Here is a 15,992-nt window from a genome sequence, read left to right on the forward strand (position 1 = left end):
CGCGTACGGGTGGGGCCGGGTGAGGCGGGGCGAGGTCAGCCGGCCAGGCGTTCCACGAGCAGGAAGCCGCCGATGACGATCATCATGGCACCGGAGGCGCGGGTGACGGCCCGGGCGGCCGAAGGCCGGGTCTTCAGCACGGTGCGCGCCAGGACGCCGACGCCGAGGTAGACCACGGCGCAGGCCGTCATGTGCAGTGTGCCGAGCAGCCCGGTCTGCGCGGCGACCGGCCAGCCGCCCGACGTGTGGATGAACTGCGGGAAGAGTGAGAAGTACAGGAGCAGCGCCTTCGGGTTGAGGCCGCTGATCCCCATGCCCCTGAGCATGAGCCGCGCACGGGAAGCCCCGGCGGCACCGGTAGCCGCGGCGGCCTCGGTGGATCCCGAGGCCGAGGCGGCGCCCGTCGCGCCGATCGCCTCCTCGGCTGCCGTCGGTACGGCCGGGTGTCGCAGCACGCCCCAGCCCAGCCACACCAGGTACGCGGCCCCGGCGACGGTGAGCACCGTCAGTACGGACGGCGAGCTCGCCACGATCATCACCAGGCCCGCGACGGCGAGCAGCGTGTACCCGGCGTAGCCGGCGACCAGCCCGGCGACCGCCGGGACCACGGACCGCTCCCGCAGTCCGGCGGAGATCGCGTACGCCCAGTCCGCGCCGGGCGTGAACACCAGCAGCAGATCCACGGCCAGGAAGGCTGCCAGTGTCGTCGTGTCCATCGATGGTTCCCTCTCACGTTCCTTGCGTCCGAGAGGGAAGGCTAGGCGGGATATGCCCGAAAGTGTTTGCGTTCTTACCCCATGATCGCGTTCTCTGAGGGAGAATCTTCTCCATGGATGCCCTTGACCGGAAGATTCTTACCGAGCTGCAGCTGGACGGCCGTCTGACGGTCACCGAACTGGCCGCCCGCGTACAGCTCAGCGTCTCGCCCTGCCACCGCCGCCTGCGCGACCTCGAACGCGAGGGCGCCATCCGCGGCTACCGCGCGGTCGTCGACCCCGCCGCCATCGGCCTGAACTTCGAGGCGCTCGTCTTCGCCACCCTGCGCTGGGAGTCCCCCGAGACCGTCACCGCCTTCGAGGAGGCCGTCACCGGGATCCCGCACGTCATTCAGGCCCAGCGCCTCTTCGGCGAACCCGACTACCTGCTGCGCGTCGCCACCACGGACCTCGTCGCCTACCAGCACCTCTACGACCAGCAGCTCGCCAAACTGCCCGGCGTCCAGCGCCTGACCTCCACCCTGGTCATGAAGAACGTGATCGACGAGCGGCCGCTGCCGGAGTAGAGCCGGAGCGGGGCCGGCGTGGAGCCGGAACAGCCGGTACGGGACCGGCACCCAGTCGTCTCCGAGGCCGTCGGCGCGTCGGCGTGCAGCGCCGCGACGGCCGCCTGCGCCTGGTACTCGCCCAGCCGGTCGCGGACCAGGGCCGCCTGCAGGAGCCCGATGCCCTCGGCGATCGCCTCGGTGTCCCACCGGCTACGGTCCTGCTCGGCGAGCGGCACGAGGCTGCCGTCGGGCGCGGTCCGGCCGGCCCGCCGGGCGTGGTGGAGCAGCAGGAGCGCGAGCAGCCCCGTCACCTCGGGGTGGTCGACGGCGGCCGCGAGCTGCCGGGGCAGCAGGATGGCCTCGGCGGCCAGGTCGATCTCACCGGAGTAGCCCTCGTTGAAGACGAGACAGAGGACGCGCAGCACGGTGGAGACGTCACCCGGCCGGTCCAGGCGCACTCCGGCGACCGTGCGCTTGGCCCGGCTGCTCCTCCCCCGACCTTCGGCCGGGCGTCCCCAGGGCCATCGTGGTCTCCGGCACCAGGTACGCCTGCGCGATCTGCCGCGCAGGCCCTCCGTCGGTTCAGGCCGGGCGGGTGGTGCAGAGGGTGGGCTCGTTCGGGCCGTGCTGGTACCAGACGGAGTCGATGATCCTTCCGTCGGGAAGGGTGTGCCGGGCCGGGCCGTCGCAGGGGAGGAAGCCGGCGGTGGTCAGGGCTTGGCGGCAGTGGTCGTTCGACTTCTCGGTGGCGGCCCGTACGAGCTCCAGGCCCAGGTGGTCGTGGGCGAACCGGGCCGTCGCCCGGGCGAGTTCGGTGCCCAGGCCCTGGCGCCTGTACGCGGGGGCGATCTGGAGGCCGATGGTCGTCTCGTCCAGCGTGACCGAGCTCATCCCCACCGCGCGGCCGGTCACCGCGTCGACGGCCAACAGCGCGTGCCCCGGGTTGTCGTCGGCGGGCACGAGCCGTCGGGCCAGGCGCCGGCGTACGGGGGCGCGGAAGGAGCGCAGGCGTTCGGCGCGGTTGTCGTCGTCGATGCCGAGGAGGTGCTCGGCCACCCGGCTGCCGATGACGCTTTCGGCGGGCCAGCCGAGCCATCGCTGCGCCTCCGTGTCGGCGGCGACCGCCTCGCCGATCGCCGCGTCCAGATGATCCCGGGGCGTGCGCAGCACCAGTCGCGCGGTGCGCAGGACGTGGTAGCCGCCATCACACCGGTCGGGCACGAGAGGCGTGCGGCGTGCGGCCCTGTGCCACAGCGTCGATATCTTCACGACCGGGGACTTTACTGCCGGCGGGCGGTGAAGCTCATCAGCAGCATGTCCCGGTGGCCCGGACCCTGTCGCGGGCCCTGTCCGAGCGGGCTCACGTCGTGCAGGACGCGGGCGTCCTCCGCGTACAGGCTGTCCAGCGGGGCGGTGAAGGTGCGCTCGGTGAGGGGTGGGGAGGTCGGGGACGCGGGGTCCGCGCCGTAGACGGTGGTGCGGCCGCCCGTGACGTTGTGGCGGGCGATGTGGTGCAGTGCGATGTAGTCGAATCCGTCGCGGTGCCGGCCCTCGGGCGAGGGCAGGCCGGGCGAGCCGGGGCGCGCCGTGACGCGTACGAGATGGGCGTCGACCTCCCAGGCGGGAGGGGCCGTGGGCCCCGCGCAGGTGTCGAAGACGGACGCGTTGTGGTGGAGCAGGGCGAGGAAGAAGGGGTCGGACGCCTCGGCGTCCCGGAACGGGGCCAGCTCGCGCACCATCCCGCCGATGAGGGGGTTCGCCTCGGCGGTCTGGTGGTATCCGGTGCCGTGGATCCGGCTCAACCGCCCTTCCATGAGGAGGAACTTGGCGTGCCGGCGGCGCCGGTACGTCGCCCCGCCCGGAAGGTAGGCGTCCAGGGGAAGGTTCTCCCAGGCGGCGCGGAAGGCCGCGAAGGCCCGCTCCGCCGCCTCGTCCAGCCGGAACTCCGCGCCCTCGACCAGGCGATAGCCGCGCGCGGTGATCGCCCCCACCAGGTTCACGTCGTCCGCCACTGTCACGCCGAGTCGCACGGCCTCACGCCCCTTCGCGTGATCGCTGCTGCTGATGATGCTGCTGCTGCGGGAAGGTGATGCCTGCGAACTCGCCCTGGGCGAAGTAGAGATCCGTGATCGTGGGATGCCAGGCCAGATGGCCGAGGTGGTAGTCGCGCAGCACCGGGCTGAGCGCGAACATCGAGCCGACGTAGTCGGCCCAGGCCTGCCGGTCCACGTCCGATATCCCCTCACGCCGGTGCCAGATCCATTCGAAGACGTCGAGCATCAGCTCGGCGACCGCCTGCACCCGGTGGTAGGACGCGTCGTCCTCGCTGAGCGTCTTGCCGTTGTAGAAGTACGGGCGGACGTGCGGGTACTCGACGAACACCAGGTCCAACTGCATGAACAGGTCGGTTCCCGCGTGGTACGAGCTCGCCTCGTGGCTCTTCGTCGCCGTCTGGTGGCTCTTCATGGAGGCGTAGTACGCGAGCCAGGAAGCGGCGACGGAGATGACGACGGCGAGCGCGGCGATGTAGTCGGATGGTTGCATGGGACCCCCGTCTGGCTGCGTCCGGCCGCAAGGATGACCAAGCGGCCCGCGCTCTGCCAGGGCGCACGATGAGCGCATCGAGGGCGCACGGAGGCTACGGGGGTCAGTACCGCTCGCGCGTGGCCTCGACGATCTCCTCGGGCGTGCGCCCGGCGAACAACTCGCTCTCGCCCCTCCGTACGGCCAGCACGGCGTCCATCAGCCGGTCGCCCATGGCCCTGCGCAGCCGGGCGTTCCCGCGGAGGTGCTCGGTCGCCTCGGCCAGGCTGCCCGGCAGGCGTCGTACGCCCTGGGCGGCGAGAGCGGTGGGCTCGGCGCGCGCCGGGTCGCCCACGTACTCCGGCGGCAGCCGCAGACCCGCCTCGACACCGCCCAGCCCGGCCGCGATGACCGCGCCCACCAGGAGGTACGGGTTCGCCGCCTGGTCGAAGCACTTGAGCTCGGCGTTGGCGGCCTCGGCCCGCTCGTCCGCCATCCCGGTGATGAAGCGCAGCGCCGCCTCCCGGTTCTCCCGCCCCCAGCATTGGTACGCGCCGGCCCAGTTCCCGGGGACCAGCCGCAGATAGCTCGCCGGGCTCGGGCAGCCGACGGCCGTGAGCGCGGGCAGGGCCGCGAGGATCCCGGCGAGGAACGCCTCGCCCTGCGCGCTCATGCCGTGCGGCCCGTCGCCGCCCTGCAGCAGGTTGCGCCCCTCGCGCCAGAGGCTGAGGTGGAGATGGCCGCCGTTGCCGGCACCGTCCACCGTGGTGAGGGGCGCGAAGGAGGGGGCCAGACCGTGGTGCAGGGACACGGCACGCAGCGTGTGGCGGACCAGTACGGCGCTGTCCGCCGCCCCGACGGGGTCCTCCGCCGCGGTGGACACCTCGTACTGCCCCGTCTCGTACTCGGGATGGACCTGCAGCACGTCGACGCCCTGCGCGGTGAGAGCGTCCACGACGTCGAGCAGGTACGGCCCGGCGCCGACGAGCCGCGTGAGCCCGTACGCGGGCCCGGGGCCGGAACGGGAGCCGCCCGGGGAACCACCCGACGAACTGCCCGGGGAACCACCCGGGGAGCCGTCCGGGGAGCCACCCGTGGAGCCGTTCTCCGCCGTGACCGTCCACTCCGTCTCGAAGCCCATCCGCAGCCGCAGCCCCGACTCCTCGGCCGTCCGCACCATCCGCGCCGCGAACGTCCGGTGACACCCCGGGTACGGCGCCCCGTCCTGCCCGTACCGGTCGGCGGGCGCCCACGCCCACCCCGGCTGCGCGGCGAGCGGCACCAGCCGCGCGAGGTCGGGCATCAGCCGCAGATCGCCGACCGGGCCGCCGTGCGTCTCGTCGACCACCCGCGTGTCGTCGACGAGGTACGAGTCGAACACGGGTGCCATGCCGACGCCCCACCGCGCGGCGTGCCCCAGCCGCCGCACCGGCACGGCCTTGACCCGGCTGATCCCGGCACTGTCCACCCACCCGAGCGCGACGAGCCGCACCCCCGCCTGCTCGAGCTCCCGCACCGTCCCGGCCAAAGCCTCCATGCCCCGCATGGTCCAGCAGATCGGCCCGGTGCGACAGATCGCCACGCGCCGGCCGGCGGAGTCCGAGCTGTGACCTGGGGTCACCGCGTTACGTCTGTCTTCTCTCCACGCCTCGGGAGTTCGCGCTCGCGCTCATCCTCACCGAGGCCGGCCGCGCCGCCTCGTCGCTCACTCCGCCTCGTCGCTCACTCCGCCTCGTCGCTCACTCCGCCTCGTCGCTCACTCCGCCTGGTCGTGGTCGTCGAGGCCGAGGAGCCGCCGCCCGATCGAGTGACGCCTGTCGCGCATTCGGCCGACCGGCTCCGTCCGCCGGTCGCCGTCCGGGCAGGGTGGGGCCGTGGTGACGATCCTCTCGACCCTGCGGCCGCGGGCAGCCCGGGCCCTGACCGGCGCCCTGCTCGCCGCTGCCCTCCTGTGCGGATGCGGCGCCTCGGCGGCCCGCGAGGACGGCGCCACGGATGCCGGCCTGAAGTTCGCGGCGGCGCTGGCGGCCGGAGACTACCGGGCCGGCTGCGAGCTGCTCGCCCCCGGCACCCGCGACCAGGTCGAGGAGGAGGGCAAGGGGCCCTGCGGCCCGGCCCTGCACTCGCTCGGCCTGCCGCGCCCGGGCGCGGCGCGCGACGTACAGGTCTACGGCCGCCAGGCGCTGCTGCGGATGGAGCGGGACACGCTGTTCCTCTCGCAGTTCGACCGCGGCTGGAAGGTCACCGCGGCCGGCTGTGTCGCCGGCTCGGAAGACGAGCCGTACCAGTGCTCCCTGAAGGGATCCTGACCATGAGGACAGTGTTTGCCACCTGCGTCCTGACCATCCTGGGCGGGCTCTGCTACTTCACCGTGATCGGAGCGCTGCACCGGTGACGGCGGAGCGCGGCGCCGGCCGGAAGGAGCACATGTCCTTCTGGCGCGCCAACAGCCTGTCCCTGGCGTTCGGGACGGCCTTCCTGATCGTCCTCGCCGCGCAGGCGGTCTCCGGCCGGGCGGAGTTCAACGAGCAGCTCGCCGTCCAGGGGCTCCAGCAGATCGGCCTCGGCGACTACCTCATGTCGTCCGACTTCGCGGTCGACGTCACCGAGAACTGGCAGTCCGAGTTCCTGCAGTTCTTCCTCTACATCTTCGGGACCGTCCACCTCCTCCAGCGGGGCTCGCCGGAGTCGAAACCCCTGGACAACGCGGGCGTCGAGTCCGAGCGCGAGCAGCGGATGGGCGAGCACGCCCGGCCCGAGTCGCCCCGCTGGGCGGGTACGAAGGACTGGCGGCAGGCCCTCTACTCCCGCTCGCTCGGCCTCACCATGGCCGTCTTCTTCGTGTTTTCCTGGTTCGCCCAGTCCGTCTCCGGCGTCTCCGCCTACAACGACACGCGGCTGCGCCAGCTCCAGGCTCCGATCGACTGGAGCGCCTACCTCGCCTCCGCCGACTTCTGGAACCGTTCGCTGCAGAACTGGCAGTCCGAACTCCTGGCGGTGTGCGCCATGGCCATTCTCTCCGTCTACCTCCGCCAGCGCGGTTCCCCGGAATCCAAGCCCGTCGGCTCGGCCCACTCCGCCACGGGCGTCGAGGGCTGATCCGCGAGGGCTGATCCGCGAGGGCTGATCCGCGAGGGCTGTGCGGTCAGAGCGCCGGGAAGGAGATCCGGACGGAGTAGCGCCGCTCCAGCTCGTGAATCTTCGCGGGCAGGGCGGTGTTCAGCGCCGCGATCTCCTCGCGGTGATCGGCGCGGAAGCGTGCCGCGAGGGGCTTGCGCAGCTCGGAGCGGACGTCCTCGACCGGCTTCATGCAGACCGCGTACGCGCCGGCCAGGGCGTGCTCGCCGGCGGTGTCGCCCGCCTGCAGTCGCTGGTCGACGAGCGCGAAGAAGGCGTTCTCGTCCCGCGCTTCGACCTTGTGCCCGGCCAGGCACGGGCCGAAGCCCCGGAGGGCGGCGACGACCCGGGGGTGGTTGCGCAGCGACGACTCCTCCTGGAACCACTGGCCCTGCACCTTCAGGTACAGCGAGCGCAGGCCCTGGTCCACGGCCATGCCCGTCTGCATGCAGCGCTCCTGGACCTCCTGCCCGGCGCCTCCCTCGGCGGGGCGGTCCTTCGAGCTGTCGGCCGCGCCGGGGACGATCACGCCGTTGAAGCCGTTGCGCGCGATGAACGGCAGGTCGGGGATGTCGGAGAAGCGCACGAAGGCCGGCGGCTCGTGCGGCGGAGCGGGCGTCTTCCGCTCGGTCAGGCACCCCCGTACGGCCGTGTCCGCGGCCAGCCGCCCGAAGGCGTCGAGCCCCTGCGTCCAGCGGGTCTGCACGCCCGTCGTCGGAAGCACCATGTCCGCGACGTCCGCGGGCATGGCGGAGGTGACCGGAACCGTGACGGTGGGGGAGGGGCGCTGTGCACGCCCGTCCTGCGCCGGGGCGGCGGTCGTGCCGGACGACCCGGTCGATTCGTCCGGGCCGGTCGTGCCGGAACAGGCGGTCAGACCGGCCAGGACACCGGCCGCGACGAGGAGCGGCGCCGTCAGGGCGGCCGCGCGCGAGAGCGGGTTGCGGCGGGGCATCGTCCCCGAACCTCCGTTGTGCGTGTGCGTGTGGGGCCTGCGTGTGCGTCGTGCGGTGCCCGGCCGCCTTGCGGACGGCCGGGCACGCGACGATGTACGACCGGGAAGGTCAGTGGGCGACCTGCACGGCGCTGCCGTAGGTGTTGTACGCCGAGACGCCGAAGTAGCGGCCCGTGGTCAGGTCGGAGATCAGGATGTACTGGTTCACCGAGTAGCTGCCGTTCGGGATCCACTGGTACGGGCGCGAGGCCCACGTCCACGAACCCGAGGAGTTGACGTACTGCGCGCGGTACGAGTCGCCGCTGGCGCCACCGGACGCCCACGCCTCGGTCACCTGCACGTCGTGGCAGCCGCTGCCGGACTTCTGCACGACGCTGTACGTGCCCCAGTGACCCGCGGTCAGCCAGTCCCGCTGGCAGCCGTCCGCCGCCGAAGCGGTCGGAGCGAACGCCACCAGGGAGGTGGCGACGACACCGGCGACGGCCAGCGCGGCCTTCAGCTTCTTCATGAGGAGTTCCCCTTCTTGCCGAGAATGCCGTCCTGGTCAATGTGACGGCAGACATCACTCTCGCGGCGGGACCCACCTGGCGTATTGGACGAAAGCGCGCGACCCGCGCGCCGGGAGACCTCCTATGCTGCCGGGATGATCAAGCCGATTGAACTCGTCATATTCGACTGCGACGGTGTACTGGTCGACAGCGAACGCATCGCCGCCCGCGTCCAGGTCGCCCTCGGCGCCGAACTCGGCTGGCCGCTCACCGAAGAAGAGGTCGTCGACCGCTTCATCGGCCGTTCGCACGCCGCCATCCGCGATCAGGTCGCCGCCCGGCTCGGCGAACGGACCGCCGCGATCTGGTCGGAGCGCTTCGAGGAGCGGCACCGCGAAGCCGTGGACGCCGAACTCACGCCCGTCGACGGACTGCCCGAGGCGCTCGCCGCGATCACCCTGCCGACCTGCGTGGCGTCCAGCGGCTCCCACGACAAGATGCGCCACACCCTCGGCCGCACCGGCCTCTACGCCCACTTCGACGGTCGCATCTACAGCGCCACCGAAGTCTCCCGCGGCAAGCCCGCCCCGGACCTGTTCCTGCACGCCGCCCGGCAGATGGGGGTCGATCCGGTGGCCTGCGTCGTGGTCGAGGACAGCCGCCCCGGCGTGGAGGCGGCGCGCGCCGCCGGCATGCGCGCCTTCGGCTATGCCGGCGGCCTCACTCCGGCCGAGCGGCTCGAAGGCCCTGACACCACCGTCTTCCACGACATGCGCGAACTCCCCGAGCTCGTCCGCGGGTAGTCGCCGGTCGCCGGTCCGGGTGGAGGCTCGGCCGGTGGCTCAGGCAGCGGGCTTGCCGGGCTGGTCGTGGGTGGAGCAGTGGATGCCACCGCTGCCGGAGGCGACCGTGCCGATCCGCACCTGCACCAGGGCGGCCCCGGGAGGCCGTTCGCCGCCCGGGGCCACCCCTGGGGCTACTCCGAGACCGTGCTGAGGACGCCCCGAGGACCCGTCACTTCCGCCAGAACAGGTGGTGCGTCACGCCGCTCGGGCTGGGCACGACGTCCAGGTGGAACCGGTCGAGCAGTTCGTCCGGGGACTCCCACAGCCGCAGACCCGAGCCGAGCTTCACCGGCGAGACCGCCACGTGCATCGTGTCGACGAGGTCGGCGTCGAGGAACTCCCGGATGATGCTGACCCCTCCGCCGAGCCGGACGTCCTTGCCCTGCGCCGCCTCCCGTGCCTGTTCGAGGACGTCGGCCGGGTCGCCGTCGACGAAGTGGAACGTGGTGTCGGACAGTGTGAACGACGGACGCTTGTGGTGGGTCATGACGAACACGGGGGTGTGGAACGGGGGCTCGTCACCCCACCAGCCGCGCCACTCGTGGTCCTTCCAGGGCCCGCGCTGGGGCCCGAACTTGTTACGGCCCATGATCTCGGCACCGATGTTCCGGGAGAAGTCCCGCGTCATGTAGTCGTCCAGGCCCCGGCTGCCGCCCGGGTCGGTACGCATGGGCCAGCTCGCCGTGGCCCCGGCCCAGGCGAACAGCCTCTCCGGCTCGACGTGACCGAACGGCCGCTCCAGGGTCTGGTCCTCACCGGCGCCGATGCCGTCACTCGACACGTTGAAATTCTGCACTCGCAACAGCTGAGCCATGTGTTCCTCCCGCGTTCTGTCGGACAACAATGGTGAGACCGCCCGGGCAGCGAAAACTCATCGGCGCGCAGGCGACCGGCCGGAATCCGGGCCGGGAGGACCGGCCCTGGCGGGCGTCACGCAGCGGCCGGTGCTTGGGGCCCGGCCCGGGCGGGCGTCACGCAGCGGCCGGTGCGCCCAGCCCCGTACACCCGTCGGAGGTCAGCGGTCGCCGGCCCCCCACAGGAACGCCGGATGCCTCCCCGAGAACTCCTGCTCCACCCATGCCAGCCGCTCGTCCAGGGAGGCCAGGCGCTCCTCCCGGGCCACCGCCTTCACGCGGACGAGCAGTTCGTGGGCGCGCTCCAGCACCATCGGCGCGTCCGAGGCCGCACGGCACAGCTCGTCGAAACCGACCCGGAGGAGCTCCTCCCAGCTCGGCAGGGACATCACCACCCGGACGGCGCCCGACTCGTCGGCGATCGACCGGGCGCCCAGGTCCGCGTCCGCGATCAGCCGGAGCAGGTCCTCGACGGCGTCCAGGACCTGGACGGCGGTCGCGGGATCGTTGACGGCGGGGGAGAGCGCGCGCAGCCCGATGTCGGACAACAGGCGGAACGCGAGGCCGGGATCCTGGTGGAACGCCCGCTCGGTGCCGGGGACCACCGCCCGGAGCACCTCCGCCTCGGGAGCGCGGCCGCCCCGCACCTCGGCCACCACGTCACCGGGGTAGACGGGCGCCCCCACCGGCACCGTGAGGACCACGACCGCTTCCGCCCGGGCCGCCGTACGCACCAGCCGCAGCACGTCGACCTGGGCGACGAGGGCGGAGCCGGCGGTCCACGCCACGGTCGACGTCACCGCGGGCAGTCGCCCCGCGGCGGCGCCGTCACGTTCGCCGCTGCCCGCGCCGCCGCCCGTCGGCGGATAGATGGCCCGCAGTACGGCACGCCCCCGTTCCCGTACGTCGGTGAGGACATGGGCGAGCTGGATGGAGCGCAGGGCGTTCAGCAGGAGTCGCCGGACCAGCACCAGAGCGCCGGCCGACAGGACCAGAGCCGTCACGGGAACGGCCACGGACGTCGTGCGCTCCGAGCCGACGGCCAGGGTCGCGGTGACCGAGAAGACCAGGACTCCGACCACGAGGGCGAAGACCCGCCACACCGAAGGATCGGACCGGAACAGCACCAGGCGGTGACTGAAGTTGCCGGCCGCCCACTGCACGACCAGGAACAACAGGGAGAAGAACAGCGTCGCGACGCTCAGCACTCCCACGCCGGCGACCTTCAGCACATCGACGGTCCGATCCGCGGTCACCCGGTACCCGCCGTCGATCGCGGGAAGCGTCAGCCCCAGCACGAGCCCCAGTGCCGCCGCGACGACCTGGGCGACCCCCGCGCGGAGCGCGCGCCGGGGCCGTACGACACGCTCGGCCGACCGGTCCGGACCGAACAGCATCCTCGGGGGGACGTCCACTGAGGTCTCCGATCACGCGCGGGGCTCGGTGAGGAAACGCTCGGCGTGCGAAGGAGCCGAGGCAAGGCGACATGCCCACCCGGGCCACGGCCCCGCCCGGGCGGCCCAGTTCCGCAGCCCGGTTCCGCGGCCCGGTTCCGACGGTCGCACCCGACCCCCTGGGGCCCGCTCCACCGGTATGCCGGGCTCGCGCGGCTCAGTCGTGCGGGACGAGTGCGACCGGCGCGAGGCTGTGGTGCAGGACCGCGTGGGCCACGCTGCCGATGTGCGCGCCGAGGACCGAGCGCCGGGTGCGCCGGCCGACGACCACGAGGGACGCCTGGTGAGCGGCGTCCACCAGCTCCACTCCGGCCGATCTGGTCACCACGCGGGAAACCGCCGTGACGCCGGAGTGCTTCGTCCGCCACGGCTTGAGGAGTTCGTCGAGCGAACGATTGATCTCGGGGGCCACGGCCGGCCGGATGTCCGGCACCATCGCGGGCCCCAGGCCCGCGGAGAGCGGAAGCTCCTGGGCGTACACCACCTGCAGACCGGCGCGCCGTCGGGCGGCCTCCTCGAAGGCGAAATCCAGCACGCTGTCGACCAGTTGGCGCAGGTCGACACCGACGACCACCGGGCCCTCCGGGGCCGGCACGCCCTGCGCCCGGACGAGGACGGCCGGGCACTCGACCCGGCCCGCGACCGTCAGACCGACCGAGCCGAGCAGGTACCCGCCCACGCTGCCGAGCGCGCGCGAGCCGAGGACCAGCAGCTCGCCCTCCCCGGCCGCCGCGACGAGGCCGGGAACCGGGCCGGAGCCGGCGGGCAGCAGCCGCGTAGTCACCGACAGACCAGGGTGGCGCCCGCGCAGCCCGTCGGCGGCGCGCGCGAGGAGTTCCTCGGCCCAGTGCTCGTCGGGCTCCCGCGACACGAAGGGCAGCAGCACCTCCGGCGACGGCTCCTCCGCGTGCACCAGATGCACCCCGGCGCCGCGCAGCAGCGCCTCGTCGGCCGCCCATTCGGCGGCGGCGTCCGCCTGCTCCGTACCGTCGAGGCCGACCACGATGCTCCGTGCCATGGCCGGTCACCTTCCTCGTATGACGCCGTCCACCACGCCGTCGGCACTCGCGCGCGAGCGAAAGCGAAAGCGAAGCGCCGGACCTCCATCATCCGGGGCGCCCCACCCCGCGGACCAGTTCTGAGCGACACCATCGCCGACGGACCCGTCGTGCTCCCCGTCCACCACGAGACCGCGCGGGAGGACGTCGTCTTCATCACCGCGCCGGACGCCGCACCGGCCCGTACGACGGCACCGAGATCGCCTTCGAGACGGACCGCCTGGACGAGGCCTTCAGCCAGGGCTGGAGCGTCCTCGTCGCGGGCCCGGTCCGCCGCGTCACCGACGAGTCCGAGGCGCGGCGGCTGCGGGAGTCGACGCACACGACCCCGTGGGCGGGGAAGGGCCGGGACACCGTCATGGTGCTCTCCCCGCGCCGGGGCAGCGGCCGGCGCATCGTCGTCGAGGTTGCTCCGGGCGCTCCGCCGGCGGCACCCGGTGCCCCCCGGAGCAGCGTGACGCAGCCGGTCCCCCGGGACCGGCGTCCGGCCCTTCGCGCGGCGGCGCGCGGGCAGAGAGGCCGACCGGGCTCGATCGGGGCCGACGGGACCCTGGCCCGGCGTCCCGCGCGGTGCCAGCGTGGAAGGTGGCGCACCTGGGGCGTCCCGAGACGCGTTCCCCGCCCTCGGGACGTACTCCCGAGGAGGAGACATGACCAGCCAGACCCTCGTCCGCCCGGAACTGGGCACCGTGATCGTCGGGGTCGACGGCTCCCCGCCCGCCCGGGAAGCCGCCCTGTGGGCCGCCGACGAGGCGCAGCGCCGCGACCGGGCCCTGTATCTCGTCCATGCCGCGGACACCGACCGGAGCAGCCTCTACTTCCCGGCGGAGGACCTCAGGACCGTACGCGAGGAGGGTCGTGAGCTGCTCCGCGAAACGGCCAGGGCGCTTCGGGACCGCCACCCCGGCCTGACCGTGGTCGAGGAACTGAGCGGACTCGAGCCGGTCGCCGGACTCACCGCCACAGCCGGCCGCCAGGGCACGATCGTGGTGGGCAGCCGGGGCCTCGGCGGGTTCGCGTCCCTGATGCTCGGTTCGGTCGGACTGGGCGTCGCCGCCCGCGCCACCGTGCCCGTGGTCGTGGTGCGCGGCGACGGCGACCGGCCGGAGGCGGGATCGGTCACCGCGGCCGTGCACGGCGCCTCCGATCTCGGCTGGCTGCCCGTCGCCGCGGCCGAGGCCCGGGCGCGCAAGGCATCACTGCGGCTGCTCAGCGTGTGGAACGTGCTCACCCACGTCGGCAGCGTCGCCACCATGCTCGACGACCTCGACGAGATCGCCCGGGCCAGGGTCCTGGAGGTGAAGGGGCTGGCCGACCTCGTCCGGCGTGCCTACCCGGAGCTGACCGTCAGCCATCACGTCGAGCCCGGCACCAGCACCCCCGGGGCTCTCGTCGAGGCCGGCGCGCACACCGACCTCCTCGTGCTGGGCGCGGAACACCACGCCCTGGGCGTCGGGCCGGCCCTCGGCCGGGTCGCCCACACCGTGCTCCACCACTCCCCCTGCCCGGTGGAGATCGTCCCGCCCGACTTCGCCGCCCGGGAAGCGCGGGAACGGACCTGAACCAACCAGTGCCCCGCGCCCGGCAGCCCGCCCGCAGGCGGCGCCCCGGGCGGTCCCCACTGGTCACGCCGCCGGCCGCGCCGCGCTCACCGGCCTCGGCCTCGCGCCCGTGGCCGGCGGGTAGCGGCACGAGGAGGCGCGGAGGCGGGGAGCCCGCGGCCGGTCACGGGGAGGGGCGGGCGCCGGCGGCGCCTCAGCTCACCGCCTGCTTCACCAGAGCGGCGATCCGCTCCTCGACCTCGGGGGTGACCTCCGTCAGGGCGAATCCGGCCGCCCACATGGTGCCCTCGTCCAGGTTCGCCTGGTCGCTGAAGCCGAGCGTGGCGTAGCGGGCCTTGAACTTCTCCGCGCTCTGGAAGAAGCAGACGACCTCGCCGTCCCGGGCGTAGGCGGGCATCCCGTACCAGAGCTTCGGCGCGAGGACCGGGGCGTTGGCCGTGACGACGGCATGGACCCGCTCGGCCATGATCCGGTCCGAGTCCTGCATCTCGGCGATCTTCGCGAGGACGTCCTGCTCGGCCAGGGCCGCCTTCTCCGCGGCGGACGCCCGGCGGGCCGCGGCCTTCGTCTCCTTGGCGTGCTCCTTCATCGCGGCCCGCTCCTCGGCCGTGAACCCCTCGTACGCGCTTTTCTCGCCGCTGGTCATGGTTCCTCCCGTGGTCGTCGTCCCGGCCGGCCGGCGGCTCCGGCCCCACCCGATCGGCGTGATCACATCTTCACCCGCCCGGCCACGGAGCCGCCTCCGTGCTGACCACGGAAAGGTGCCCACGGAATCCACGGGAACCACGGAATCCACGGAAAGCACGGGAATCGCGGGAATTCGGCACGGCACGTCCGGCGCGCGGCCGGCGTGAGAGGTGGACCATGGTGCCGTAGGCGAGAACGTGTTCGCGGGACCCGGGCCGGCAGTCCGGAGGAGGCACCATGAACAGTGAGATCCCGGAGATCCCCGCCCGGCCGGAGCTCGGCACCGTCGTCGTGGGCGTCGACGGCTCCCCGGCCGCCCGCACGGCCGTGCTCTGGGCCGCCGCGGAGGCGGACCGCCGTGGCCGCCCGCTGCGTCTCGTCCACGCCGCCGACACCGACCGCCGCGCCCTCTTCTACGCCGACGGGGAGGCGATCCAGGCCGTGCGCGAAGCCGGGCGCGACCTGCTGATCGAGACGGCGGACGCGGTCCGGGAACGCTTCCCGGGCCTCGACGTCACGAGGGAACTGAGCCGCCAGGAGCCGGTCGCCGGGCTCAAGGCGGCCGGGGGCAACCGCGGGACCATCGTGGTGGGGAGCAGGGGCCTCGGCGGCTTCGCGGCCCTCATGCTCGGCTCCGTGGGGCTGGGCGTCGCCGGGCACGCGGAGGTGCCCGTGATCGTCGTACGCCCGGACGGCGAGAGCGCCGGGACGGGCTCGGTGACGGCGGCCGTGCACGGCGCCGACGATCTCGGCTGGCTGCTCCTCGCCGCCGCCGAGGCGGACGCCCGCAAGGCCGCGCTGCGGCTCGTGAGCGTCTGGAACGTCCTCGCCCGGATCGGCAGCGCCCGGCAGCACGAGCACGAGGTGGAGGCGCTCGCGGACCGCGTCCGCGAGGTCTACCCGCAGCTGACCGTCGAGCACCGCGTGGAGACGGGCACGAGCACCCCGGGAATCCTCGTCGAGGCGAGCGGTCACACCGATCTCATCGTGATGGGCCGCGGACACCGGGCTCTCGGCGTCGGCCCGGCCCTGGGCCGGGTCGCCCACAGTCTGATCCACCACGCCCACTGCCCGGTGGAGATCGTCCCGCCGTCCTTCGTGACGCGGGCCGACGTGACGCGGGCCGACGTGACGCAGAGCGGCGAGACGCAGGACGGCGAGACGCAGGACGGCGAGACGTGAACG

18 protein-coding genes and 2 pseudogenes are annotated in these 15,992 nt (G+C 73.3%); 7 read left to right on the top strand and 13 right to left on the bottom strand.

The features are described 5' to 3' along the window. Window positions 1-35: 35 nt before the first annotated feature. A complete protein-coding gene (locus ACIRSU_RS12260; protein WP_403791205.1) occupies window positions 36-716 on the bottom strand; it encodes a LysE family translocator in 681 nt (226 codons plus the stop codon). Window positions 717-829: 113 nt separating this feature from the next. Here ACIRSU_RS12260 and ACIRSU_RS12265 point away from each other — a divergent pair, with 113 nt between their 5' ends. After that, the gene (locus ACIRSU_RS12265; RefSeq protein WP_403791206.1) at window positions 830-1,282 is read left to right on the top strand and encodes an Lrp/AsnC family transcriptional regulator; all 453 of its coding nucleotides are present in this window, start codon (window positions 830-832) and stop codon (window positions 1,280-1,282) included. A 56-nt stretch (window positions 1,283-1,338) separates the two neighbouring features. Here the strand turns inward: ACIRSU_RS12265 and ACIRSU_RS12270 are convergent. The 5 genes and pseudogenes from ACIRSU_RS12270 to ACIRSU_RS12290 form a co-directional block, all read right to left on the bottom strand. Beyond that, window positions 1,339-1,840 (bottom strand): annotated as a pseudogene (locus ACIRSU_RS12270) (DUF6596 domain-containing protein); the annotation flags it as partial. 6 nt (window positions 1,841-1,846) lie between these two features. Beyond that, complete coding sequence (locus tag ACIRSU_RS12275; protein WP_403791208.1) at window positions 1,847-2,533, bottom strand: GNAT family N-acetyltransferase; 687 nt, start codon at window positions 2,531-2,533, stop codon at window positions 1,847-1,849. A gap of 11 nt (window positions 2,534-2,544) precedes the next feature. Further along, a complete protein-coding gene (locus ACIRSU_RS12280) occupies window positions 2,545-3,294 on the bottom strand; it encodes a 2OG-Fe dioxygenase family protein (RefSeq protein ID WP_403791210.1) in 750 nt (249 codons plus the stop codon). Between the two features lie 4 nt (window positions 3,295-3,298). Then, window positions 3,299-3,808 (bottom strand): hypothetical protein, encoded by a 510-nt coding sequence (locus tag ACIRSU_RS12285; protein ID WP_403791212.1) that lies wholly within the window; start codon window positions 3,806-3,808, stop codon window positions 3,299-3,301. A 103-nt stretch (window positions 3,809-3,911) separates the two neighbouring features. Further along, entirely contained in the window at window positions 3,912-5,324 is a 1,413-nt protein-coding gene (locus tag ACIRSU_RS12290) for a glutamine synthetase (protein ID WP_403791214.1), read from the bottom strand. A gap of 337 nt (window positions 5,325-5,661) precedes the next feature. On the opposite strand from ACIRSU_RS12290, the gene ACIRSU_RS12295 reads away from it, so the two are divergent. Continuing rightward, on the top strand, window positions 5,662-6,096 hold the full coding sequence (locus ACIRSU_RS12295) for a hypothetical protein (RefSeq protein ID WP_403791217.1): 435 nt from the start codon (window positions 5,662-5,664) through the stop codon (window positions 6,094-6,096). Between the two features lie 118 nt (window positions 6,097-6,214). After that, window positions 6,215-6,886: a DUF6766 family protein gene (locus ACIRSU_RS12300; protein WP_403791219.1), complete on the top strand. Its 672-nt coding sequence runs from the start codon at window positions 6,215-6,217 to the stop codon at window positions 6,884-6,886. A 46-nt stretch (window positions 6,887-6,932) separates the two neighbouring features. Here ACIRSU_RS12300 and ACIRSU_RS12305 read toward each other — a convergent pair whose 3' ends face one another. Further along, on the bottom strand, window positions 6,933-7,859 hold the full coding sequence (locus tag ACIRSU_RS12305) for a hypothetical protein (protein WP_403791221.1): 927 nt from the start codon (window positions 7,857-7,859) through the stop codon (window positions 6,933-6,935). A 109-nt stretch (window positions 7,860-7,968) separates the two neighbouring features. After that, window positions 7,969-8,367, bottom strand: a complete 399-nt coding sequence (locus ACIRSU_RS12310) for a hypothetical protein (RefSeq protein WP_403791223.1) — start codon at window positions 8,365-8,367, stop codon at window positions 7,969-7,971. 135 nt (window positions 8,368-8,502) lie between these two features. On the opposite strand from ACIRSU_RS12310, the gene ACIRSU_RS12315 reads away from it, so the two are divergent. Further along, window positions 8,503-9,150 carry an HAD family hydrolase gene (locus ACIRSU_RS12315; protein WP_403791225.1) on the top strand — a complete coding sequence of 216 codons (648 nt, stop codon included), beginning with the start codon at window positions 8,503-8,505 and terminating at the stop codon, window positions 9,148-9,150. Between the two features lie 39 nt (window positions 9,151-9,189). Here ACIRSU_RS12315 and ACIRSU_RS12320 read toward each other — a convergent pair whose 3' ends face one another. The 4 genes from ACIRSU_RS12320 to ACIRSU_RS12335 all read right to left on the bottom strand — a co-directional run bounded on the left by ACIRSU_RS12320 (window position 9,190) and on the right by ACIRSU_RS12335 (window position 12,518). Then, complete coding sequence (locus ACIRSU_RS12320; protein WP_403791511.1) at window positions 9,190-9,315, bottom strand: hypothetical protein; 126 nt, start codon at window positions 9,313-9,315, stop codon at window positions 9,190-9,192. Between the two features lie 46 nt (window positions 9,316-9,361). Further along, window positions 9,362-10,006: a dihydrofolate reductase family protein gene (locus tag ACIRSU_RS12325; protein WP_403791227.1), complete on the bottom strand. Its 645-nt coding sequence runs from the start codon at window positions 10,004-10,006 to the stop codon at window positions 9,362-9,364. A 201-nt stretch (window positions 10,007-10,207) separates the two neighbouring features. Then, window positions 10,208-11,461, bottom strand: a complete 1,254-nt coding sequence (locus ACIRSU_RS12330; protein ID WP_403791228.1) for a DUF2254 family protein — start codon at window positions 11,459-11,461, stop codon at window positions 10,208-10,210. Window positions 11,462-11,657: 196 nt separating this feature from the next. Then, on the bottom strand, window positions 11,658-12,518 hold the full coding sequence (locus ACIRSU_RS12335; RefSeq protein ID WP_403791230.1) for a universal stress protein: 861 nt from the start codon (window positions 12,516-12,518) through the stop codon (window positions 11,658-11,660). A 260-nt stretch (window positions 12,519-12,778) separates the two neighbouring features. Between ACIRSU_RS12335 and ACIRSU_RS12340 the strand changes: the two are divergent. Both ACIRSU_RS12340 and ACIRSU_RS12345 read left to right on the top strand, forming a co-directional pair. After that, a pseudogene (locus ACIRSU_RS12340) lies at window positions 12,779-12,892 on the top strand (DNA-binding protein); the annotation flags it as partial. Between the two features lie 316 nt (window positions 12,893-13,208). Next, window positions 13,209-14,120, top strand: coding sequence for a universal stress protein (locus ACIRSU_RS12345; protein ID WP_403791232.1), 912 nt, complete (start codon window positions 13,209-13,211; stop codon window positions 14,118-14,120). A 193-nt stretch (window positions 14,121-14,313) separates the two neighbouring features. Here ACIRSU_RS12345 and ACIRSU_RS12350 read toward each other — a convergent pair whose 3' ends face one another. Next, entirely contained in the window at window positions 14,314-14,766 is a 453-nt protein-coding gene (locus tag ACIRSU_RS12350) for an iron chaperone (RefSeq protein ID WP_403791234.1), read from the bottom strand. Between the two features lie 278 nt (window positions 14,767-15,044). Between ACIRSU_RS12350 and ACIRSU_RS12355 the strand changes: the two genes are divergently transcribed. Further along, on the top strand, window positions 15,045-15,989 hold the full coding sequence (locus ACIRSU_RS12355; RefSeq protein WP_403791236.1) for a universal stress protein: 945 nt from the start codon (window positions 15,045-15,047) through the stop codon (window positions 15,987-15,989). Window positions 15,990-15,992 lie beyond the last annotated feature (3 nt).

Origin of the sequence: Streptomyces sp. NPDC101160, from assembly GCF_044768205.1 — a bacterium.
Classification (GTDB): domain Bacteria; phylum Actinomycetota; class Actinomycetes; order Streptomycetales; family Streptomycetaceae; genus Streptomyces.